General features: G+C 75.1%; 18 protein-coding genes and 1 pseudogene. 13 read left to right on the top strand and 6 right to left on the bottom strand.

Annotated elements, in window-relative coordinates; translation table 11 throughout:
- Positions 1–141: 141 nt before the first annotated feature.
- The 10 genes and pseudogenes from ACFCLZ_RS33935 to ACFCLZ_RS33890 all read left to right on the top strand — a co-directional run bounded on the left by ACFCLZ_RS33935 (position 142) and on the right by ACFCLZ_RS33890 (position 11,466).
- Entirely contained in the window at positions 142–447 is a 306-nt protein-coding gene (locus ACFCLZ_RS33935) for a hypothetical protein (RefSeq protein ID WP_380281723.1), read from the top strand.
- Between the two features lie 113 nt (positions 448–560).
- Positions 561–2,156: pseudogene (locus ACFCLZ_RS33930) on the top strand (AMP-binding protein); the annotation flags it as partial.
- A gap of 33 nt (positions 2,157–2,189) precedes the next feature.
- Positions 2,190–2,591: an acyl-CoA thioesterase gene (locus tag ACFCLZ_RS33925; RefSeq protein WP_380286369.1), complete on the top strand. Its 402-nt coding sequence runs from the start codon at positions 2,190–2,192 to the stop codon at positions 2,589–2,591.
- Positions 2,588–4,969 (top strand): FAD-dependent monooxygenase, encoded by a 2,382-nt coding sequence (locus ACFCLZ_RS33920; RefSeq protein ID WP_380281722.1) that lies wholly within the window; start codon positions 2,588–2,590, stop codon positions 4,967–4,969. Before ACFCLZ_RS33925 ends, ACFCLZ_RS33920 begins: the two co-directional genes overlap by 4 nt.
- Positions 4,969–5,973, top strand: a complete 1,005-nt coding sequence (locus tag ACFCLZ_RS33915) for a carbon-nitrogen hydrolase family protein (protein WP_380281721.1) — start codon at positions 4,969–4,971, stop codon at positions 5,971–5,973. The genes ACFCLZ_RS33920 and ACFCLZ_RS33915 overlap by 1 nt, the downstream gene beginning before the upstream one ends.
- Positions 5,970–7,094 (top strand): cupin domain-containing protein, encoded by a 1,125-nt coding sequence (locus ACFCLZ_RS33910; RefSeq protein WP_380281720.1) that lies wholly within the window; start codon positions 5,970–5,972, stop codon positions 7,092–7,094. The genes ACFCLZ_RS33915 and ACFCLZ_RS33910 overlap by 4 nt, the downstream gene beginning before the upstream one ends.
- A gap of 16 nt (positions 7,095–7,110) precedes the next feature.
- The gene (locus ACFCLZ_RS33905; RefSeq protein ID WP_380281719.1) at positions 7,111–8,034 is read left to right on the top strand and encodes a fumarylacetoacetate hydrolase family protein; all 924 of its coding nucleotides are present in this window, start codon (positions 7,111–7,113) and stop codon (positions 8,032–8,034) included.
- A gap of 109 nt (positions 8,035–8,143) precedes the next feature.
- Positions 8,144–8,905, top strand: a complete 762-nt coding sequence (locus ACFCLZ_RS33900) for an Asp/Glu racemase (protein ID WP_380281718.1) — start codon at positions 8,144–8,146, stop codon at positions 8,903–8,905.
- Between the two features lie 87 nt (positions 8,906–8,992).
- Positions 8,993–9,847, top strand: coding sequence for a PaaX family transcriptional regulator C-terminal domain-containing protein (locus tag ACFCLZ_RS33895; RefSeq protein ID WP_380281717.1), 855 nt, complete (start codon positions 8,993–8,995; stop codon positions 9,845–9,847).
- Entirely contained in the window at positions 9,844–11,466 is a 1,623-nt protein-coding gene (locus ACFCLZ_RS33890) for an amidohydrolase (protein ID WP_380281716.1), read from the top strand. The genes ACFCLZ_RS33895 and ACFCLZ_RS33890 overlap by 4 nt, the downstream gene beginning before the upstream one ends.
- A 12-nt stretch (positions 11,467–11,478) precedes the next feature.
- On the opposite strand, the gene ACFCLZ_RS33885 is transcribed toward ACFCLZ_RS33890, so the two are convergent.
- Both ACFCLZ_RS33885 and thiI read right to left on the bottom strand, forming a co-directional pair.
- On the bottom strand, positions 11,479–12,045 hold the full coding sequence (locus ACFCLZ_RS33885; protein ID WP_380281715.1) for a hypothetical protein: 567 nt from the start codon (positions 12,043–12,045) through the stop codon (positions 11,479–11,481).
- A 50-nt stretch (positions 12,046–12,095) separates the two neighbouring features.
- A complete protein-coding gene (gene thiI / locus ACFCLZ_RS33880) occupies positions 12,096–13,373 on the bottom strand; it encodes a tRNA uracil 4-sulfurtransferase ThiI (protein WP_380281714.1) in 1,278 nt (425 codons plus the stop codon).
- Between the two features lie 117 nt (positions 13,374–13,490).
- On the opposite strand from thiI, the gene cobF reads away from it, so the two are divergent.
- Both cobF and ACFCLZ_RS33870 read left to right on the top strand, forming a co-directional pair.
- On the top strand, positions 13,491–14,252 hold the full coding sequence (gene cobF, locus ACFCLZ_RS33875; protein WP_380281713.1) for a precorrin-6A synthase (deacetylating): 762 nt from the start codon (positions 13,491–13,493) through the stop codon (positions 14,250–14,252).
- Positions 14,253–14,484: 232 nt separating this feature from the next.
- A complete protein-coding gene (locus tag ACFCLZ_RS33870) occupies positions 14,485–15,726 on the top strand; it encodes a cytochrome P450 (protein WP_380281712.1) in 1,242 nt (413 codons plus the stop codon).
- 104 nt (positions 15,727–15,830) lie between these two features.
- Here the strand turns inward: ACFCLZ_RS33870 and ACFCLZ_RS33865 are convergent, their stop codons facing one another.
- The 4 genes from ACFCLZ_RS33865 to ACFCLZ_RS33850 form a co-directional block, all read right to left on the bottom strand.
- Positions 15,831–16,574, bottom strand: a complete 744-nt coding sequence (locus tag ACFCLZ_RS33865) for a choice-of-anchor P family protein (protein ID WP_380281711.1) — start codon at positions 16,572–16,574, stop codon at positions 15,831–15,833.
- 125 nt (positions 16,575–16,699) lie between these two features.
- On the bottom strand, positions 16,700–18,115 hold the full coding sequence (locus ACFCLZ_RS33860) for a glycosyltransferase (RefSeq protein WP_380281710.1): 1,416 nt from the start codon (positions 18,113–18,115) through the stop codon (positions 16,700–16,702).
- Positions 18,112–18,729, bottom strand: a complete 618-nt coding sequence (locus ACFCLZ_RS33855; RefSeq protein WP_380281709.1) for an archaeosortase/exosortase family protein — start codon at positions 18,727–18,729, stop codon at positions 18,112–18,114. Before ACFCLZ_RS33855 ends, ACFCLZ_RS33860 begins: the two co-directional genes overlap by 4 nt.
- An 8-nt stretch (positions 18,730–18,737) precedes the next feature.
- A complete protein-coding gene (locus ACFCLZ_RS33850; protein WP_376084561.1) occupies positions 18,738–18,914 on the bottom strand; it encodes a hypothetical protein in 177 nt (58 codons plus the stop codon).
- A 431-nt stretch (positions 18,915–19,345) separates the two neighbouring features.
- On the opposite strand from ACFCLZ_RS33850, the gene wecB reads away from it, so the two are divergent.
- Positions 19,346–20,470 carry a non-hydrolyzing UDP-N-acetylglucosamine 2-epimerase gene (wecB, locus tag ACFCLZ_RS33845; RefSeq protein WP_380281708.1) on the top strand — a complete coding sequence of 375 codons (1,125 nt, stop codon included), beginning with the start codon at positions 19,346–19,348 and terminating at the stop codon, positions 20,468–20,470.
- Positions 20,471–20,535: the final 65 nt, after the last annotated feature.

Below are 20,535 nucleotides of genomic sequence, written 5' to 3'. Positions count from 1 at the left end.
GGCCCCCGGCACCCGGCGGTTTCCAGGGGCCGTTCGGATCCGATCGTGCGGCATGGGGATGACATCGGTACGTCTGGAGCATGCGTTCGGCCGCGCGGGGGGACGGTGCCTGCCCATCCCCCCTTCCCAAGGCGGTTCTCCATGCGACGCATCAGCCTGCTGATCGCGACGACCCTCGGCGCGGCCGTGCTGGCCGCGGGCACCACGGCCTCGGCCTCGGCCGACACCCTCCGGCAGCTCGACCGGGCACCCACGGCGACCGCGCCGGCCCTCACGAAGGGTTGCGTCGACGCCGACCGGGCCCCCTTCGTCGTCACCAACGCCACCGCGGCGCCGGTCGTGGTCTTCGACGAGCCCAACTGCACCGGGAGCGCGGTCGGCGTCGTGCCGCCCGGGCAGACCCAGGTCTTCGAATTCGGCCGGAGCGCCTACTTCACGCAGCAGTAGCACCCCCGGGACCGGGGCCGGGGCCACTCGGATGTTTGTATCGCTCTCTTGACTGGCGTCACCGAAGCGCGATACTTGCCTCACTCCCGCTCGCCCGATGAGGTGGCCCGCCCATGGAGCTCTCTCCCTCTGCGCACGTGGACACGTTCTGTCGCGACAACCTTCCGCCGCTCGACGAGTGGCCCGAATTCCTCTTCGACCTCCCGGAGTTGGCGTATCCGGATCGACTGAACTGCGCGCACGAGCTGCTCGACGCGACGATCGAGCGCCACGGGCCCGACCGGCGGTGCCTGGTCACGCCGGGCGGGCAGTGGACGTACGGCGAGCTGCGTGAGCGCGCGGACGCGGTGGCCCGGCTGCTGGTCGGGCGGCTCGGGCTGGCGCCCGGGAACCGGGTGCTGTTACGCGGGCCCAACGCGCCCTGGCTGGTGGCCTGTTGGCTCGGGGTGCTGAAGGCGGGCGGGGTAGCCGTGACCACCATGCCGCTGCTGCGGGCGGGCGAGCTGACGGCGATGCACGCGATCGCCCGGCCGGTGGTGGCGCTGTGCGACGAACGGTTCCTCACCGAGCTGGAGCGGGCCGCCACACCCGGGCTGACCGTGCTGCCCTACGGCCCGGCCGGGCCCGAGGGCCTGAGCGGGAGCGGCGCCTTCGCCGCCGTGGCGACCGCCGCGGACGACGTCGCGCTGATCGCCTTCACCTCCGGCACCACCGGCCGCCCCAAGGCGACCATGCACTTCCACCGGGACGTGCTGGCCAACGCCGACACCTTCTCCCGCCACCTGCTGCGCCCCACCCCCGACGACCTGTTCGGCGGCACCCCGCCGCTCGCCTTCACCTTCGGGCTCGGCGGCCTGGTGGTCTTCCCGCTGCGAGCCGGCGCCGCCACCCTGCTGCTGGAGCAGGCCACCCCCGAGCAGCTCGCCGAGCAGGTGCACCGGCACGGGGTGAGCGTGCTGTTCACCGCGCCGACGGCCTACCGGGCGGTCCTCGCCGCCGGGCTGGCCGACCGGCTGGCGGGCGTGCGGCGGTGCGTGTCGGCGGGCGAGCACCTGCCGGCGAGCGTCTGGGAGGCGTTCCGGGCGGCCACCGGGCAGCGGCTGATCGACGGCATCGGGGCCACCGAGCTGCTGCACGTGTTCATCTCCGCCGCCGACGACGACATCCGCCCCGGCGCGACCGGGCGGCCCGTCCCCGGCTACCGGGCCGCGATACTGGACGAACAGGGCCGGCCGGTGCCCGACGGGCAGCCCGGGCGGCTCGCCGTCAAGGGCCCGACCGGCTGCCGCTACCTGCACGACGACCGCCAGCACGACTACGTCCGGGGCGGCTGGAACCTCACCGGCGACACCTATGTGCGCGACGCCGACGGCTACTTCTGGTACCAGGCGCGCAACGACGACATGATCGTCTCGGCCGGCTACAACATCGCCGGACCGGAGGTCGAGCAGGTGCTCGCCGAGCACCCGGACGTCGCCGACTGCGCGGTGGTCGGGGCGCCGGACGAGCGGCGCGGCACCGTGGTCAAGGCGTACGTGGTGCTGCGCGCGGGTGCGGCCGCCGGGCCGGGGACGGTCCGGGCGCTCCAGGAGCACGTCAAGCGCACCATCGCACCGTACAAGTACCCGCGCGAGGTCGAGTTCGTCGACGCGCTGCCGCGCACCGCGACCGGGAAGCTGGCACGCGCCGAGCTCCGGCGGCGCGCGGCACCGGTCCCGGCCCCGGCCCCGGCCCCGGCCAGCGTGACCACCGAGCGGCGCGTCGAGTGGTCGGACACCGACGCGGCCGGTCACTACCACTTCTCGGCCGTCCAGCGCTGGGCCGAGGCCGCCGAGGCCACACTGCTGCGCCGCCTCGGCCTGGACGGGCTGTTCGGGCGGATCCCCCGGGTGCACTTCGAGGCGGACTACCGCGAGCGGCTCTGGTTCGGCGACGTGGTCCGCACCGAGCTGCGGGTGGAGCGGGTCGGCGGCTCCTCGCTGCACTACGCCTTCGAGGTGCACGGGCCGCACGGCCTGGCCGCCAGCGGCCGGATGTCGGTGGTGCACGCCGCACCGCACGCCAAGGGCGCCGAGCCGTGGCCCGAACAGGTGCGCCACGCGCTGGCCGGGGCCGGACGGCAGGAGCCGGAGGTGATCCGGTGACGGGCGGCGGCGCCCGCCGCATCGCGGTGGTCGGCGCCGGACCGGGCGGGCTCTACTTCGCCGCGCTGGCCCGGCAGTCGGCGCCCGAGCGGGAGATCACCGTCTTCGAACGCGACGGCCGGGACGACGAGTTCGGCTTCGGGGTGGTCTTCTCCGACGAGACGCTGGACGGCATCGCCCAGGCCGACCCCCGGGTGTTCGCCGCGCTGAGCGCGGAGTTCGCCCGCTGGAGCGACATCGACGTCCGCTACGCCGGCCAGGTGCGCACCTGCGGCGGGCACGGCTTCGCGGCGCTGGACCGCAACCGGCTGCGCGCGATCCTGCAACGCCGCTGCGCGGAGCTGGCGGTGGACGTGCGCTACCGCACGCCCGCCCCGCCGGTCGCCCGGCTCGCCGAGGAGTACGACCTGGTGGTCGCGGCGGACGGCGTCAACTCGGGTACCAGGGCGGCGTACCCGGACGCCTTCCGGCCGGAGCTGGACGAGCGGCGCAGCCGCTACATGTGGCTCGCCACCGACAAGGTCTTCGGCGCCTTCACCTTCGTCGTCGAGCGCTTCGACTTCGGCGTGCTGCAGGTGCACGCCTACCCGTACAGCGCCGAGCGGTCGACGTTCATCGTGGAGCTGGCCGAGGAGCCCTGGCGGCGGGCGGGCTTCGAGGCCCTGGCCGCACGGGAGTTCGCGCGCGGCGAGAGCGACACGGCGAGCGTGCGGCGCTGCGCGGAGCTGCTCGCCGGGCACCTGGACGGGCACCGGCTGATCCCCAACGCCTCCCGCTGGATCCGGTTCACCACGGTGCGCAACGCCACCTGGCGGCACCGGAACGTGGTCCTGCTCGGCGACGCGGCGCACTCCGCCCACTTCTCGATCGGCTCGGGGACCAAGCTGGCCCTGGAGGACGCCCTGGCGCTCACCGCGAGCCTCAACGAACAGCCCACGCTGGAGGGCGCGTTGGCGGCGTACGAGGCCGAGCGGCGGCCGGTGGTGGAGTCCACCCAGCGGGCCGCGCAGGCGAGTCTGGAGTGGTTCGAGACGATCGGCCGGCGCACCGGACAGGGCCCGGACCAGTTCGCCTTCAACCTGCTCACCCGCAGCCGCCGGGTCACCTACGGGAACCTGCGGGCCCGCGACCCCGGGTTCGTCGCGGCGGTCGACGCCGCCTTCGCCGGGGCGGACGGCACGCCGCACCCGCCGCCGATGTTCCGGCCGCTGAAGCTGGGCGCGCTGGAGCTGCGCAACCGGGTGGTGGTGCCGCCACTGGCCACCTTCACGGCCGTCGACGCGCTGCCGAGCGCCTTCGACCGGGCGCAGCTGACCGCGCACGCGCTCGGCGGCGCCGGGCTGGTGCTCGCCGGGATGACGGCCGTCACCCCGGAGGGCCGGGCCGCCGACTGCCCGGGCCTGTGGAACGACCGGCAGGAGGCGGCGTGGCGCGAACTCGTCGGCGCCGTGCGGGCGGTGAGCGAAACCCCGCTCGGGATCCAGCTGACCCACGCCGGACGCCGGGCCGCGACCGCCGGGCCGGCCGAGAGCGGCCTGCCGCTGCTGGCCGCCTCACCGCTGCCGTGGACGGCGGGCGGCCCGCTGCCGCACGAGGCGAACGCCATCCAACTCGCCGCTGTCACAGCGGACTTCGCGGCCTCGGCGGAGCGCGCGGCGCGGGCCGGGTTCGACGCGCTGGAGCTGCAGTTCGGCCATGGCCAGCTGCTCTCCGGCTTCCTGTCCCCGCTCACCAACCGGCGCACCGACCGTTACGGCGGCCCGCTCGCCCACCGGCTGCGGCTGCCGCTGGAGGTGCTGGCGGCGGTCCGCGCGGTGTGGCCGGCCGGGCGGCCGCTGCTGGTGCGGATCTCGGCGGGCGACTGGGCGCCGGGCGGCACCAGCGAGACGGAGGCCGTCGCCATCTGCCGCGCGCTCGCGGACGGCGGCGCGGACGCGGTGGACGTCTCCACCGGCGAGGTGGTGGCGGACGAGCGGCCGCCGTTCGGGCGCGGCTACCAGACGCCGTTCGCCGAGCTGGTGCGCCTGGCCACCGGCCTGCCGACCGTCGCGGTCGGCGCGATCTCCCACCACGACGACGTCAACTCGGTCCTGCTGGCGGGCCGGGCGGACCTGGTGGCGGTCGGCCGGGCCCAGCTGTACGACCCGCTGTGGACGCTGCACGCCGCCGCCGAGCAGGGCTACGCGGGCCCCGGTGCCCGCTGGCCCGAGCCGTGGGCGCCGGGCAGCCGCCGGCCGCCGTCCCCGGGGGCCGACCGGGTGGCGCCGCGGCTGCGGCTGGTGCGCGAGCCGGCCCCGCCGGTGCACCGCCGCTGGCGGCCCGGCCCCACCGCACACCCCTGGGGCGTCCCCACCGCACGCCCCGAAGAGGAGCAGTGATGACCGAGCCCGTGGCCGCCGCGCTGCGGCTGCCCCGCTTCACCGCGGCCGCCGTCCAGGCCGCGCCCGTCTACCTGGACACCGCCGCCACCGTCGACAAGGCGGTCGCGCTGATCCACGAGGCGGCCGGCCACGGCGCCTCCCTCGTCGTCTTCCCCGAGGTGTTCGTCCCCGGTTACCCTTACTGGAACTGGACGATGAACCCGGTGCAGGGCTCGCCCTGGTACGAGCGGCTCTACCGCGCCTCGGTGGACGTGCCCGGCCCGCACGTCGACACGCTGCGCGCCGCCGCCCGCCGGGCCGGCGTGGTGCTGGTGATCGGCGTCAACGAGCGCGGCCCGCACAGCCTCGGGGTGCTCCACAACACCGTGCTGGTCATCGACGCCGACGGCGAACTGCTCGGCGTGCACCGCAAGCTGGTGCCGACCTGGGCCGAGAAGCTGACCTGGACGCCCGGCGACGGCAGCACCCTGCGCGTCCACCGCACGGCCGTCGGCCCGCTCGGCGCGCTCGCCTGCGGCGAGAACACCAACCCGCTCGCCCGCTTCACGCTCCTCGCGCAGGGCGAACTCGTCCATACCGCCAGCTACATCGCCCTGCCCGTCGCCCCCGAGGACTACGACATGGCGGAGGCGATCGCGCTGCGCGCCGCCGCGCACTGCTTCGAGGGCAAGGTGTTCACGGTGGTCTCCTGCTCCACCGTCTCGCCGGATATCGTGGCGGAGATCGCCGGTGAGGACCGGCACCTGCGCAAGCAACTCGCCCGCCCGCGCGCCGCGTTGTCCGGGATCTTCGGCCCCGACGGCCGCCCGGTGACCGAGCCGCTGGTGGACGAGGAGGGCATCGTCTACGCCGAGATCGACCTCGGCCGCTGCGTGCAGCCCAAGCAGATGCACGACATCGTCGGCCACTACAACCGCTTCGACGTCTTCCGGCTGCACGTGGACGACCGCCCGCTGCGGCCGCTCACCCGCGCCGACGAACCCCCGAAGGAGGAGGAATGACCGGCAGCAACGACTACGACGACGACCGGATCGGCCGGGCACGGGTCGGCGACAACCCGGAACTCGCGGCCTACTACGAAGAGTTGGCCAAGGTCGACGCGGGCGCGCTGTGGACCGTGGCCAATGAGATCGAACCCTGGTTCCCCCAGCCGAAGTCGGTGCCGGTGCTCTGGCGCTACGCCGACCTGCGCCCGCTGGTCCGCAAGGCCCTCCCGCTGGTCAGGGCGGACGACGCCGGGCGCCGCGTGGTCATGCTGGTCAACCCCGGCCGGCGCGAACTCAGCGCCGCCGTCGGCCTGCTGTACACCGGCCTGCAGATCATGGGCCCTGGCGAGGCGATGACCGCGCACCGCCACCAGGCCTCCGCGCTGCGCTTCGTCCACGAGGGCACCGGCGCCTGGACGATCGTCGACGGCCAGAAGCTGAAGGTCGGTCCGCGCGACTTCGCCATCACGCCCAACAGCACCTGGCACGAGCACGGCAACGAGTCCGACGAGGCCCCGGTGATCTGGCAGGACGGCCTGGACATCCCGCTGGTGAACATGCTCGACGCCAACTTCTACGAGGTGCACCCGGAGCTGTACCAGCGGCCCGGCGAGGTGGTGAACTCCTCGCTGCTGACCTACGGCGGCAACCTGCTGCCCTACGGCGTCGAGAAGTGGGCCCGCCCCTACTCCCCGCTGCTCGGCTGGCCCTGGGAGCCCAGCTACCACGCGCTCACCCGACTCGCCCGCGCCGCCGAGGGATCGCCCTACGACGGGGTGGTCATGGAGTACACCAACCCGGTCACCGGCGGTTCGGTGATGCCCACCATGGGCGCCCACCTCCAGCTGCTGCGCCCCGGTCAGGCCACCCGCGCCCACCGGCACACCGGCTCCGTGGTCTACACGGCGGCCAAGGGGCGCGGCGTCTCGGTGATCGCCGGACGGCGCTTCGCCTGGGAGCAGGGCGACATCTTCGTGGTGCCCTCCTGGGCCTGGCACGAGCACGCGAACCTCGACCCCGGCGAGGACGCCTGCCTGTTCTCCTTCAACGACTTCCCGGTGATGCACTCGCTCGGCCTGTACCGCGAGGAGGCCTACCCGGAGCACGACGGGCACCAGCCCACCGCCACCCCGTGACCAGGAGCCCGCACCCATGCGCCTGTTGACCTACCGCACCCCCGGCACCGACGACCCGCGCCTCGGCGCCCTGCTCGACGGGGACCGCGTCGCCGACCTGTCCGCGCTCGCCGCGGCCGCCGGCGTGGAGCTGCCCGGCGACCTGCTGGGCCTCGTCCGCGCCGGGGACCGGGCCCTCGCGACCGCCCGCGCGCTGGCCGCCAAAGCGGCCGGGGACCCGGCGCCCCTCCCCACGCTCGCCGAGGTGACGCCGGCCGCGCCGCTGCGCCCCGGCAAGATCGTCGGCGTCGGCCTCAACTACGTCGAGCACGTCGCCGAGTCGCACCGCACCCTGGAGACCGCGCGCGAACTGCCCGACCGCCCCGTGCTGTTCAGCAAGCCCTCCACCGCCGTCACCGGTCCCGGACAGCCGATCCGGCACAACGCCGACCTCACCGAGCAGCTCGACTGGGAGTGCGAACTCGCCGTCGTCATCGGCGCACCGGCCTACCGGGTGGCCGAGGCCGACGCCTGGCGGCACGTCTTCGGCTACAGCATCGTCAACGACATCAGCGCCCGCGACCAGCGCCGCTCCGGCCAGTGGTTCTTCTCCAAGGGCCAGGACACCTTCGCGCCGTTCGGCCCGGTCGTGGTGACCGCCGACGAGATCCCCGACCCGCAGCGGCTCGACCTCTCGCTGCGGGTCAACGGCGAACTGCGGCAGCGGTCCAACACCCGCCACATGCTGTTCGGCATCGCCCGGCTGATCGCCGACATCTCCTCCGGCGTCACCCTGGAGCCCGGGGACGTCATCGCCACCGGCTCGCCGTCCGGCGTCGGCGCCGGGATGGTGCCCCCGCAGTTCCTCCGGCCCGGCGACCTCGTCGAGGCGACCATCGAGGGCATCGGCACCCTCGCCAACCCGGTGGTCGACGCCCGCCGACCGACCGACGCCCACTGACCGGCCGACCCACTGACCGGCCGACCCGCCCGCCGATCGACCCCCGCTGACCGACCGACCCGCTGACCGACCGACCCGCTGACCCGACCACGGAAGGACCGTCCCCGCCATGGCCACCACCTACCGGATCGGCCAGATCGTCCCGAGCTCCAACGTCACCATGGAAACCGAGGTGCCGGCCCTGCTGCGGGCCCGCGAACGGGTCGCGCCGGAGCGGTTCACCTTCCACTCCAGCCGGATGCGGATGACCCGGGTCACCCCCGAGCAACTGCGCGCCATGGACGCCGAGTCCGACCGGTGCGCCGCCGAACTCGCCGACGCCCGGGTGGACGTGCTCGGCTACGCCTGCCTGGTCGCCGTGATGGCCACCGGCCCCGGCTACCACCGGGAGGCCGAGGAGCGGCTGCACCGGCGCACCGCGGAGAACGGCGCGCCCGCGCCGGTCGTCACCAGCGCCGGTGCCCTGGTCGCCGGGCTGCACACGCTCGGCGCGCGCCGGGTCGCCATGGTCACGCCCTACCTGCGGCCGCTGGCCCGCACGGTCGTCGACTACCTGGGCCACGAGGGCATCGAGGTGCTCGACCACGCGGCGCTGGAGATCGCCGACAACCTCGACGTCGCCGCCCACGACCCGGCCAAGCTCCCGGCGATCGCCGCCGGGCTCGCCCACGAGGGCGCCGACGCGGTGGTGCTGTCGGCGTGCGTGCAACTGCCCTCGCTGTCGGCGGTCGAGGAGGCCGAGCAGCGGCTCGGCAAGCCGGTGGTCTCCGCCGCGATCTGCACCACCCACCAGCTGCTGCGTGCCCTCGGCCTGCCGGCCCACGCCCCCGGCGCCGGCCACCTGCTCTCCGGCGCCTTCGCCGAGGCCTGACCCGGCGAACACCGCCCGCACGAAAGGGAGGCCGCGGACGGACGCCGCCGCTATGATCACCACCAGCTGCCGGGGAGGAGGCCCACCATGACGGAGAGCACGCCCCGGCCCAGCTCGCTGATCCACACCGTCTACGGCGAGTTCGTCCGCCGCCTCGGCGGCTGGATATCGATCGCCGACCTGATCGCCCTGATGGCCGAGCTGGACGTCGACGCCCCCGCCGTCCGCTCGGCCATCTCGCGCCTCAAGAAGGCCGGCACCCTCCTCCAGGAGCGCCGCGAGGGCGCCGCCACCGGCTACCGGCTCTCCCCCGCGATGGACCCGGTGTTCGAGGAGGGCGACCGCCGGATCTTCCACAGCCTGGAGCCCGCCGCCCTCGCCGACGGCTGGGTGGTGGCGGTCTTCTCGGTACCCGAGTCCGCACGCGCCCACCGTCACACCCTGCGCTCCCGGCTCAGCTGGCTCGGCTTCGGCAACGCCGCCCCGGGCGTCTGGCTGGCCCCCGCCCGGCTGCTGCCCGACGCCCGGCGGCTGCTCGCCCGGCTCGGCCTGGACGGCTATGTGCACCTCTTCCTGTCCACCGAGTACGCGGGCTTCACCGACCTGCGCACGGCCGTCGCCGACTGGTGGGACTTCCCCGCCATCGAGGCCCAGTACGCGGCCTTCACCGACGCCTGGCGACCGGCCGCCACCGCGCTCGCCCCCGCGGAACCCGACCCCGCGGGAGCCTTCCGCGCCTACGTCCCGATGCTCGACCAGTGGCGCCGGCTGCCCTACCTGGACCCGGGCCTGCCCGAGCCGCTGCTGCCCGCCGACTGGAACGCCGTCGCGGCGCGGGCCGTCTTCACCGAGCTGCACGCCCGGCTCGCCGGCCCGAGCCTGGGGTACGTCGAGAAGCTCACCGGGACGGCCGCCGCCCACCCTCACCAGGAGCCGTGTTGACGACGCCCCGCCCGCCCGCCGACCTGCTGGTGCGCGCCGCCGCCGTGCACACCCTCGTCCCCGGCGAGCCGCCGCGGCGCGCGATCGCCGTCACCGGCGGCCGGATCACCGCGCTCTCCCCCGACCCGCACGGCCTGGACGCGCTCCTCCGACCGGCCACCGAGGTCGTCGACGCGCCGCACGCCACCGTGCTGCCCACCTTCGACGACACCCACACCCATCTGATCCTGGCCGGCCACAGCGTGGCCGGCGTCCCCGTCCACCGGGCCGCCGACCTGCCCGGATTCCTCGCCCTGATCCGCGAGCGCGCCGCCCGCACCCCCGCCGGCGCATGGATCCGCACCACCGTCAACTGGCAGGAGGTGAACCTCGCCGAGCAGCGGATGCCCACCACCGGGGAGTTGGACGGCGCCACCGCCGACCACCCGGTGCTGGTCCGCCGCGGCGCCTACAACATGGTGCTCAACTCGGCGGCCCTGCGGCTCGCCGGGATCACCGCCGCCACCCCCGACCCGCCCGGCGGGGTGATCGAGCGCGACGCGGACGGCCGGCTCACCGGGCGGCTGATCAACAAGGCGACCGAACTCGCCGAGCGCGTCCTGCCGCGGCCCGGGCTCGACGAGCGGATCGCGGGCCTGCGCGCCGCCTCGGCCGACTACGCGGCCACCGGGATCGGCACCGTCCGCGACTGCCTGGTCCCGGTCGAGGACCTCGACGTGCTGCGCGCCGCCCGCGACCGGGGCGCGCTCGCCGTCCGGGTGCGGGCCCTGGTCTCCGGCTTCGCCGTCCGCACCCCGGAGGAGGTGGACGCGCTGCTGGACCGCGTCGACGCCTGGCGCGCCGCCGGCCACGAGGACGACCGGCTCTCCGTCTGGGGCGTCAAGTTCGGCATCGACGGCGGCTTCGAGGCGGGCGCGCTGGAGGAGCCCTACCAGGGGCAGCCCTGCTACCACGGGCGGCTGCTCTGGGAGCCGAAGGAGCTGGCCGACGCCGTCGACCGGGTCGTCGGGCGCGGCCTGCGGGTCGGCGTGCACGCCTGGGGCGACCGCGGGCTGCGCACCCTGCTGGACGTCTACGAGGACGTGCTCGCGCGCCGCCCCGGCCTGCCCGCCGGCGCCCTGGTCGTCGAGCACGGCGGCCTCGCCCGGCCCGGACAGCGGGCCCGGGCCGTCGCCCTCGGCGTACCGGTGACCGTCCAGCACCCGCTGCTGCACGACGGCGCGCTCACCCAGCAGCGGGCCTGGGGCGCCGAGCGCACCGGCGCGCTGTTCCCGCTGCGCGAGTGGCTGGACGAGGGCGCGCAGCTCTCGGCCGGCTCGGACTTCCCGGTCGGCCCGTACGGCGCGATGGTCTCGGTGTGGGGCATGACCACCCGCGCCACGGTGGCCGGGGTGCTCGGCGCCGAGCACGCGATCGGCCGCGCCGAGGCGATCGCCCTGCACACGGTGAACGCCGCCCGGCTGACGGGCGAGAGCGCCGGGCGCGGGGCGCTGCGCCCGGGCGCGCTGGCCGATCTGACGCTCTGGCCCGCCGACCCGCTGAGCTGCCCCGTCGACGACCTGCGCGAACTGCTGCCGGAGCGCACGGTGGTCGGCGGACGGACGGTGCACCGCCGCTGAGCGGCCCACCGCTCAGGCGGGGCGCACCTCCTGGAGCAGCCCCCAGGTGAAGTCCGCCGTGCAGGCGCGGGGGCGGCCGCCGGTGTCCGGGGCGGTGAAGTCCAGCCGGAACCTGGTCGGCGCGCTGCCCTCGCGCGGCACGGCGGGCGGGAACGCCGTCCCCAGGTCGGCCACCACGCAGCTCCACGGCGTCAGATCGGCGAGCGTGCGCATGACGGGCGCCGGGGTGCCGGGTGCCCGCACCAGCCAGGCGTTCAGCTCCGCCCCGCCCGGGCCGAGGAGCACCTCGAAGCGCAGCCCGGGCCAGAGCGGCAGCACCCACTGCCGCGCACTGCACCTCAGATCCCCGATCCGCCGGTCCACCACCGCCTCCGGCGCGCCGAGCACGGCGGTGTACCGCCGCCCACCGGACGGGAACCCCGGCGCCCGCACCATCGCCTGCCACCGCTTGTTCACCTCCCGCATCCCCGCCCGCGTCACCCCCAACCGCCCCAGCGCCTCCTCCACCAGCTCCGGCCGAAAGTCCGCCATCCGGCGCAGCAGCACCAACTGGAACTCCATCACCCCGAACCCGTGCACCCCGGCAGGCTACCCGCCCCCGTCGGTGCCCGACCGGCCGACGGGACCGGTCAGTCGGCGGCGGGGCGGCCCGGACCGGCGGCGGGTGTCCGGTCGTCCTCCTGTCCCGGCCGCATCACCTGCACGTTCGCGAGCAGCGTCTCGACCAGCTCGTCCAGGTCGAGGCGCTGTTCCACGACCTTCAAGTGGCCGATCCGCGCTCCGGTGCTGACCTGCGGCGGGGCGAGCAGGCTGCAGCAGTCCTCGTCGGGGAGCACGGATATCGCGGCGGTGCCGAGGGCCCTGGCCTGGTCGATGATCTCCTGCTTGTCCCAGCCGACCAGCGGGCGCAGCACCGGCAGCGTCGCCGCCTGGTCCACGGCCGCCATGTTGGCCAGGGTCTGGCTCGCGACCTGCCCGAGGCTGTCGCCGGTCACCAGTGCCTGGGCGCCCGTGGCGGTGGCCAGGGCGGAGGCGGTGCGCACCATGAGGCGGCGCTGGGCGACCACCTGGAGCCGGCCGGCGCCCGCGACGGCGAGCTGCTTCTGGGCCTTGCCGAGGGACACCACGTGCAGTTCGCCCGGCGGCTGGTAGCGGTTGAGCTCCCGGGCCAGGGCGTACGCCTTGTACACCGAGGCGGGGTTGGTGTACGGCGCGCCGCTGAAGTGCACGAAGTCGCAGGCCAGTCCGCGCCGCATGGCCCGGTGCGCGGCCACCGGCGAGTCGTAGCCGCCGGAGAGCAGCACCAGCGCCCGGCCGCTGGAGCCGACGGGCAGCCCGCTCAGCCCGGGGTGGCGGACCGCCGACAGGAACGTCTCGCGGTGGTCGATCTCCACGCTGAGGGTGACGTCGGGCGAGGTGAGGTTCACCCGCAGGCCGTCCACCCGGGGCTGCAGCCGGGCCCCGAGCTCCCGCTCCAGCTGGGAGGAGGTCAGCGCGAAGGTCTTGTCACGGCGCTTGACCCGCACGGCGAAGCCGGTGGCGGTCCGGCCCTCGCACGCGGTGCGCAGCACCTCCAGCGCGTTGGCCTCGATCGACTCCATGGTGCTGGGGACGCGCAGCGCCGGCTCGATCGAGGTGAAGCCGACCACGGTCCGCGCCCGCGCCACCAGTTCGTCGACGGGCGCCTCTCCGCCGAGGACGGTGATGCCGCCCGGGGTCCTGATCCAGGTCGACCCGCCGATGCCGCGCAGCGCCGTCCGCAGGTTGTCCTCCAGCCGCCGGACGAACAGACGGCGGTTGCGGCCCTTGATCGCGACCTCGCCGTGCTTGAGCAGCACGCAGGTCCCGTAGGGATCGGTGGCGCCCCGCGCGGCGGGCAGGCGGGGCTCGTCGGTCAGGTGGTTCATGCGGAAGTCCTTTCTCCGAGGCCAGTGTCCCCGGTCCGGCGCGGCGGCGGGGACGGGCCGGGGCGGCGGTGGCGGTTCACGCCCGCGCCGGGCGGGCGGGCGGGCAGAATCGTCGGCATGCGGCACATCAACGTCATCGGCATCGGTGCGGGCGACCCGGACCACCTCACCCTGCAGGCGGTCAAGGCCTTCGCCCGCACCGACGTCTTCCTCCTCCTCGACAAGAACGAGCAGCGCCAGGACCTCATGCGGCTGCGCCGGCGGATGATCGAGGAGCACGCCCGGCCCGGTCACCGGGTGGTCGAGGTGCCGGACGCCGAGCGCGACCGGGGCACCCCGGCGTACACCGAGGCCGTCGAGGACTGGCGGCGCCGCCGGGCCGAGCTGCTCGGGCGGCTGGTCGCCGAGCGGCTGGGCCCGGAGGAGAGCGGCGCGCTGCTGGTGTGGGGCGACCCGAGCCTGTACGACAGTGTGACCGCCGTCCTGGACGAGGTGCTGGCGGCCGATCCGGACGCGTTCCGCTACACGGTGGTGCCGGGCGTCAGCAGCGTCTCGGTGCTCGCCGCCCAGCACCGCACCACGCTCACCCGGGTGGGCCGCCCGCTGCGGATCACCACCGCGCGCCGGCTGGCCGCCGAGGGCTTCGGCCCGGGCAGCGAGGACACGGTGGTGATGCTCGACGGCCAGGCGGCCTTCGGGCGGATCGACCCCGAGGGCGTGCACATCCACTACGGCGCCTACCTCGGCTCCCCGGACGAGATCCTGGTCGCCGGCCCGCTGGAGGGGACGGCGGCCGAGATCGCCCGCCTGCGCGGCGAGGCGCGGGAGCGCAAGGGTTGGATCATGGACACCTACCTGCTCCGTCGCACCGAGGACTGACCCCGGCAACGGGCGGGGCGCGGGGCGCGGTCGGGGTGGACCACCGCCCGGTCGCCCAGCGCGTGGACGTGCATCAGGGCGTGCGTCCGCTCCGCCCCGTACACCCCGGGCACACGGGGCGGCCCGGGGGCGCACGGAAGAGCGGTGAGCGCCCTTCCGCCACCGCCCGGCCGGTCGTACGGTCACAACCGGCCGACCGTTTCCGCCTGCCGCTCCCCCTTCAGGAGGGCCCATGGAACCCCGCTGCCCCTTCACCCACGTCCTCGACACCCACGGCACCGACCTGCACGCCGAGGCCGCCCACCTGCGCACCCACGGCCCGGCCGTCCGGGTCGAGCTCCCCGGCCGCGTCATGGCCTGGTCGGTGACCCGCGCCGACGTCGTCAAGCAGCTGCTCACCGACTCCAGGCTCGCCAAGAACGCCCGCCACCACTGGCCCGACTGGATCGACGGCCGGGTCGGCCCCGAGTGGCCGCTGGCCAGCTGGGTGGCGGTGGAGTCGATGTTCACCAGCGACGGCGCGGACCACCACCGGCTGCGCTCGCTGACCGCGCCCGCCTTCGGCCCCCGCCGGGTGGAGGCGCTGCGGCCCCTGGTCCGGGCGATCACCGCCGACCTGGTCGACGCGCTGCGCGAGGCCGCGCCCGGCGAGAGCGTCGACCTGCACACCCGCCTCTCCTACCCGCTGCCGACCACGCTGATCTGCGACCTGTTCGGCGTCCCCGAGGAGCAGCGCCCGGAGATCCAGCGGGTGGTGGACGGCGCCCTGGCCACCTACTCCACGCCCGAGGAGGCCAAGGCCCTCATCGACGACCTGTTCGTCGCCATGGGGCTGCTGGCCGCCACCAAGCGGGCCGCGCCCGGCGACGACATGACCAGCGAGCTGATCGCCACCCGCGACGCCAACGGGTCCCGGCTCAGCGAGCAGGAGTTGGTCTCCACCCTGATCCTGATGATCGGCGCCGGGTCGGAGACCACCGTCAACCTCATCGACCACGCGATCGCGCTGCTGCTGACCCACCCCGGGCAGCTGGCGCTGATCCGCGCCGGCGAGGCGACCTGGCAGGACGCGATCGAGGAGGCGCTGCGCCTGGAGGCGCCGGTGATGCACCTGCCGATGTACTTCGCCGCCGAGGACATCGACCTCGGCGAGGGCGTGCTGATCCGCACCGGCGAGCCGGTCCTGTTCGCCTTCGGCTCGGCCGGACGCGACCCGGCGCTGCACCCCGACCGGCCGGGGGACTTCGACCTCGCCCGGGCCGACAAGAGCCATCTGGCCTTCGGGCACGGCCACCACTTCTGTCTGGGCCACCTGGTCGCCAGGATGGAGGCCGAGGAGGCCCTCAGCGCCCTGTTCGACAACTTCCCGGACATCGAACTCGCCATACCGGCCGAGGAGTTGCTTCCGCAGGAGTCGTTCATCGTGAACGGCCTGCGCACCCTGCCGGTCCGGCTCACGCCCGCCGCCGGATAGCCGCGGTGGCGGCCGGGGCCCGGCCGCCGGGCCCGAGGTCGCCGCGGCCGGGGGCCCCGGGCCCATGGGGTGGGCCCGGGGCGCGCCGGGTGGCGGGGCGGGGGTCAGGCGGTGTGCTTGCGGCGGCGCAGGTGGACGAGCGCGGCGGCGGTGGCGAGGGCCGCCGCTCCGCCGACGGCGGCGACCTGGGGGTTGATCATCGGCACGGCCTCGGCCGGCTCGGCTCCGCCGCACTCGGCGTGGCCGATGGTCAGGTTCGCGCCGTTGAGGATCGGCAGCAGGCTGATCCGCACGGCGTTGACGGTGAGGACGCCGTTGGCGGCGGTGGTCTGCTCGTTGAGGACGACGGTGCCGACACCGGGTATCGAGACCTGGGTGTTGGGGGCGGCCCCGGCCTGCAGGGTGATCGAGGGCAGCAGCGGGAGGCGGACGGTGCCGCCCGCGATGACGCCGGAGCCGGTGGCGCCGGCCGGGGTGGCGGCGCAGGTCGAGTTGATGCCGGTGAGCGAGACGGTGGCGAGGGTCAGGTCGACGCCGAGCGAGTCGACCGTGGCGGAGGCCCCCGAGGTGCCGGCCTGCGGATCGCCGGAGGTGGTGGCGGTGAGCACCGAGTCGGTCGCGAACGGCCCGAGGTGGACGCCGGCCAGGGTGTTGGTGCCGCCCGAGGGGTAGGTGGAGGCGGGCATCGGGGAGACGGAGACGAGGCCGGCGACGGCGTCCGCGGCCACCACGTAGGCCTTGGCCTCGGGCGCGGGGAGCGCGGCCCAGGCCGGTCCTGCGGTGCAGACCAGCGTGGCGGTGAGGGCGGCGCCGGCGAGCAGGCGGGCGCGGGTGCGACGTGAGGTCATGGTGGTGGTGCCTTTCGTGGGACGGGAAAGGGTGGTGACCGTCGGGGACGGGCAGGGACGGTCGGGCAGGAAGGAAGGAAGGAAGGAAGGAAGGTCGGGCGGGGCGCGGGCCGGTCGGGGGGCGCTCATGCCGCCGGCTCGCCGACGGCGGCGGGAGCCGGCGCGGCGACAGGCGGTACGGCGGCAAGTGGTACGGCGACAGGTGGTACGGCGGCGACCCGGGCGGTCTTGTGCCAGGAGTTGCGCCGCCACAGCAGCCGCCAGGCCGCGCGGACGGCCACCAGGTAGGTCGTGGCGGCGTACAGGGCCAGCGCGAGCCCGTACCCGAGCGCGGCCGCCCGCCCGACGCCCGGCTCGCAGCGCCGCCGGTAGAGCGGCCCCCAGATCGCGAACTCGCCGACGCCCAGCAGCAGGTAGAGCAGCAGGAGCAGGGCGCCGCCCTGCCGCAGGAAGGTGAGCACGAACTCCGGGTAGAGCGCGAGGTTGTAGCCGAAGGCCGCGATCGGCACGGTGTACACCACCAGGCCGACGAGTTGCAGCCACGGCTGGCTCATGAAGTACAGCACCTCCAGGAAGCCGGCCGTGCCGAACGCCCGCGAGCCCCAGATCTCCCGGAGGTAGCGGGTGCACTGCATCGAGCCCTGCGCCCAGCGCACCCGCTGGGTGACCAGCTGCCGCATGCTCCACAGCGCCTCCTGGTCGACCCAGGCGTCGGTGGTGTAGCCGTTGCGCCAGCCGGCCAGCATCAGCCGCAGGCCCAGCTCGTAGTCCTCCAGCAGCGCCTTGCCCCACGGCCGCCCGCCGCCGCGGTCCACCGAGCGCAGCGCCGAGAGCCGGGTGAACTGGCCGTTGCCGCCGACGTTGACGGTGCCGGTGCGGCGCCGGGTGATCTGCATGGCGGAGATCGGCCCGCGGAACTCGATGTCCTGGAGACGGGCTAGCAGCCGGGCCCGCCGGTTGGCGAGCGCGCCGCGCCCGGGCAGCGGGCGGGGCACGTCCCGGTTGGACATCCGCACCTCGACCTGGACGGCCCCGGTCCCGGGGTCGCCGAAGAGGCCCGGTCCGGCGCACACGGCGAGCGCGCCGGGCGACGGGCGGCCGTCGGCGTCGAGCACGCAGACCACCACCCGCTCGGGGTCGGTGCCGGCGGGCAGCGCGGCCTCCAGCGCCCGGTAGCCGGCGTTCAGCGCGTCGCCCTTGCCGGTCCGCGCCTCGGGTAGCCGCCGGGGCACCAGGTGGACGGTGAGGCGGTCGGAGGTGGCGGGCCAGGTGCGGACGAGTTCGGCCGTGCGGTCCGCGGAGGCGTCGTCGACGACCCAGACGGTGGCGCCGGCGAAGTGCGCGGCGAGGTAGTCCAGGGTCGTGGCGATGACCGCCTCCTCGTCCCGGCAGGGGATCAGGAAGTGCCAGCCGAAGCCGTCCGGGTCGCCGGTCGGCGCGGGCCGGTCGCGCAGGTAGCCGCGCACGATCACCACGACGTAGGCGAGGAAGCCGACGCCCAGGACGAAGGAGAGCGAGACCGAGGTGTCCAGCAGGGTCACGAATCCCCCTCCCCGCCCGCGCGGACCGGCGCGGCCGCGACGGCGCCGGCGGCGCTGCCGCGGGGCAGCAGCCGCAGGTAGAGCAGGGCCGCGCCGAGGGCGGCGGCCATCATCAGCACCGAGCCGAACAGCACGTGCGTCCAGCCGAACCCCTCAGCGCCGTAGCGGTGTTGCATCACCAGCACGAGGGTGAGCCGGGTGAGGTTGGTGGCCACGACCAGCCCGGCGGCGACGCCGAAGGCCAGCAGCACGCGGCCCGTCCGGCGGTTGCCGAAGAGCAGCAGCAGGGCGGTCACCAGGGCGAGCGGGGCGATCAGCAGCGCACTGCTGCACCCCGAGGTCAGGGCGACGCCCCGGTCCAGGCCGGTGTGGTCGCCCGCGTACAGGACGGGGGCGGTCGGCCCTTCGAGCAGCAGGGTGCGCATCCCCAGGAGGTGCTCGACGAGCCACGCCGTGCCGCGGCTCTCCTGGGAGCGGTAGGCGCGTTCGCCGGCCACCAGCGAGCCGCACACACCGAGCAGCACGGCGCCGCACAGCATCCCGACCGGGGAGCGCCCGGCCCGGGCCGCGGCGTGCGGGCGGGGCGCGAGCGGGTGCGACAGGGATTCCGTCATGGCGTGGCTCAGTCCTCGCCCGGACCCTCGCTCCGGCGCAGCCTGCTGCGCCGGAGCAGGCCGAGGCCCAGCAGCACCAGGGCCACCGCCGCCGTCGCCGTGACACCTATGCCCACCGATCCGGTCGCGGCCAGGGCGCCGCCACCGGCTGCCGGCGGCAGTCCGCCGGCCACAGGTCCGTACATGAGGGGAATTCCTCTCGTCGAAGAATGGGGAGGTCACAGGGGGGGATGCCGCACTGCGGAAAGAGTCGGGCGGCATCGGGCGCAGCCCAGGAAAAGGGGGGGCGGCGCGGGGCACGTCGGAACTGCCCGGGCGGGGACGAACGTTACGCGACTCCGCCACGGATCGAACTCCCGTGCTGCTGGCACATCATGGACCGAAAATCCGATCTTTGATGGTCCGTGTTCGCACGATGCCTTCCCCGCTTGAACCGATCGGCGTGGCGTCGGCGCGTCGACGGTGCGGCGCGCCGGTGGGCCATACGGCCATTCGGGGGACAATGATCACCACCGGTTGCCGCGGATCGGCGCCGACGGCCATGTTGTGACGCGTAGTTCGAATTCTCCGATCGGCCCGACCGTTCGATCGGATGCACCGTCAAGGGAGCCTCCCCATGCCCTCAGCCGACATAGCCGTCGTCCTCGGCACCCGACCGGAAATCGTGAAACTCGCCGGTGTGGTACGGCTCCTGGAGGATTCCGCCCGCATCGTCTGGACCGGTCAGCACTGGGATCCCGGACTCACCACCGCCTTCTTCCGGCAGTACGCGCTCCCCGACCCGCACCTCACGCTCAGCGGCGTCGCCGGCGAGGCCCGGGGCCGGCAGATCGGCCGGATGGTCAGCGCGCTCAGCGACCACTTCGCCGACCGCCCGCCCGCCGCCGTCGTCGTCCAGGGCGACACCAACTCCGCCGCGGCCGGCGCGCTCGCCGCCCACTGCGCGGGCGCGCCCGTCGTCCACGTGGAGGCCGGACTGCGCTCCTTCGACCCGGACATGCCCGAGGAGGCCAACCGCCGCCTGATCGCCCCGCTCGCCGACCTGCACTGCGCCCCGACCGCGACCGCGGCCGCCCACCTGCTGCGCGAGGGGATCGAGGCGGAGCAGGTGCTGGTCACCGGCAACACCGTCGTCGAGGCCACCCTGGAGTCGCTGCCCGGCCCGGCCGAGGCCCGCGCCGTGCTGGCGGGGTACGGGCTGCGTCCCGACCGCTACCTGCTGGCCACCCTGCACCGGCCCGAGAACACCGACGACCCGGTCCGGCTCGGCCGGATCCTCGGCCAACTCGCCGCGCTGGACCTGCCGGTGGTACTGCCGCTGCACCCGCGCACCCGGGCGGCGATCGAGCGGTTCGGGCTCTCCGGCGCGCTCGCCGGGCTGCGCCCGGTGCCCCCGGTCGACCACCGCACCTTCCTCGCCCTGGCGGCCGGCTGCCGGCTGCTGGTCTCGGACTCCGGCGGGGTCCAGGAGGAGTGCACGGTGCTCAAGCGGCCGCTGATCGTGGTCCGCAACTCCACCGAACGACCCGAGGCGGTCCGGGCCGGCTTCGCCCGGCTGGTCCGGCCCGGCGCCGAACTCGACGTCGCGCTGCGGGAGTCGCTCGCCGACCCGGACGCCGTCGGGGCTCTCGCCGGGCGCCCCTCCCCGTACGGCAGCGGCACCGCGAGCGCCGAGATCGTCGCCGCCATCCGCTCCCGCTACCTGGCCGAGGACCGCGCGCGGCTGCTCTGCGCCGGGTGAGCCGGGTGAGCCGGGCGGACCGGGCAGCCCTGGCGAACCGGGCGGGCCCGGCGGGCCTGGTTGCC

This window comes from Kitasatospora purpeofusca (assembly GCF_042691725.1).
Lineage (GTDB): Bacteria > Actinomycetota > Actinomycetes > Streptomycetales > Streptomycetaceae > Kitasatospora > Kitasatospora purpeofusca_B.
Note: the sequence above shows the minus strand (reverse complement) of the source record. Positions and strands in the feature narration are given on the sequence as shown.

Excerpts from the sequence above, each read along its gene's own strand:
- ACFCLZ_RS33935 (WP_380281723.1), top strand. The coding sequence starts at position 142 with ATGCGACGCATCAGCCTGCTGATCGCGACGACCCTCGGCGCGGCCGTG.
- ACFCLZ_RS33915 (WP_380281721.1), top strand. The coding sequence starts at position 4,969 with ATGACCGAGCCCGTGGCCGCCGCGCTGCGGCTGCCCCGCTTCACCGCG.
- ACFCLZ_RS33910 (WP_380281720.1), top strand. The coding sequence starts at position 5,970 with ATGACCGGCAGCAACGACTACGACGACGACCGGATCGGCCGGGCACGG.
- ACFCLZ_RS33905 (WP_380281719.1), top strand. The coding sequence starts at position 7,111 with ATGCGCCTGTTGACCTACCGCACCCCCGGCACCGACGACCCGCGCCTC.
- ACFCLZ_RS33900 (WP_380281718.1), top strand. The coding sequence starts at position 8,144 with ATGGCCACCACCTACCGGATCGGCCAGATCGTCCCGAGCTCCAACGTC.
- ACFCLZ_RS33895 (WP_380281717.1), top strand. The coding sequence starts at position 8,993 with ATGACGGAGAGCACGCCCCGGCCCAGCTCGCTGATCCACACCGTCTAC.
- thiI (WP_380281714.1), bottom strand. The coding sequence starts at position 13,373 with ATGAACCACCTGACCGACGAGCCCCGCCTGCCCGCCGCGCGGGGCGCC.
- cobF (WP_380281713.1), top strand. The coding sequence starts at position 13,491 with ATGCGGCACATCAACGTCATCGGCATCGGTGCGGGCGACCCGGACCAC.
- ACFCLZ_RS33870 (WP_380281712.1), top strand. The coding sequence starts at position 14,485 with ATGGAACCCCGCTGCCCCTTCACCCACGTCCTCGACACCCACGGCACC.
- ACFCLZ_RS33865 (WP_380281711.1), bottom strand. The coding sequence starts at position 16,574 with ATGACCTCACGTCGCACCCGCGCCCGCCTGCTCGCCGGCGCCGCCCTC.
- ACFCLZ_RS33855 (WP_380281709.1), bottom strand. The coding sequence starts at position 18,729 with ATGACGGAATCCCTGTCGCACCCGCTCGCGCCCCGCCCGCACGCCGCG.
- ACFCLZ_RS33850 (WP_376084561.1), bottom strand. The coding sequence starts at position 18,914 with ATGTACGGACCTGTGGCCGGCGGACTGCCGCCGGCAGCCGGTGGCGGC.
- wecB (WP_380281708.1), top strand. The coding sequence starts at position 19,346 with ATGCCCTCAGCCGACATAGCCGTCGTCCTCGGCACCCGACCGGAAATC.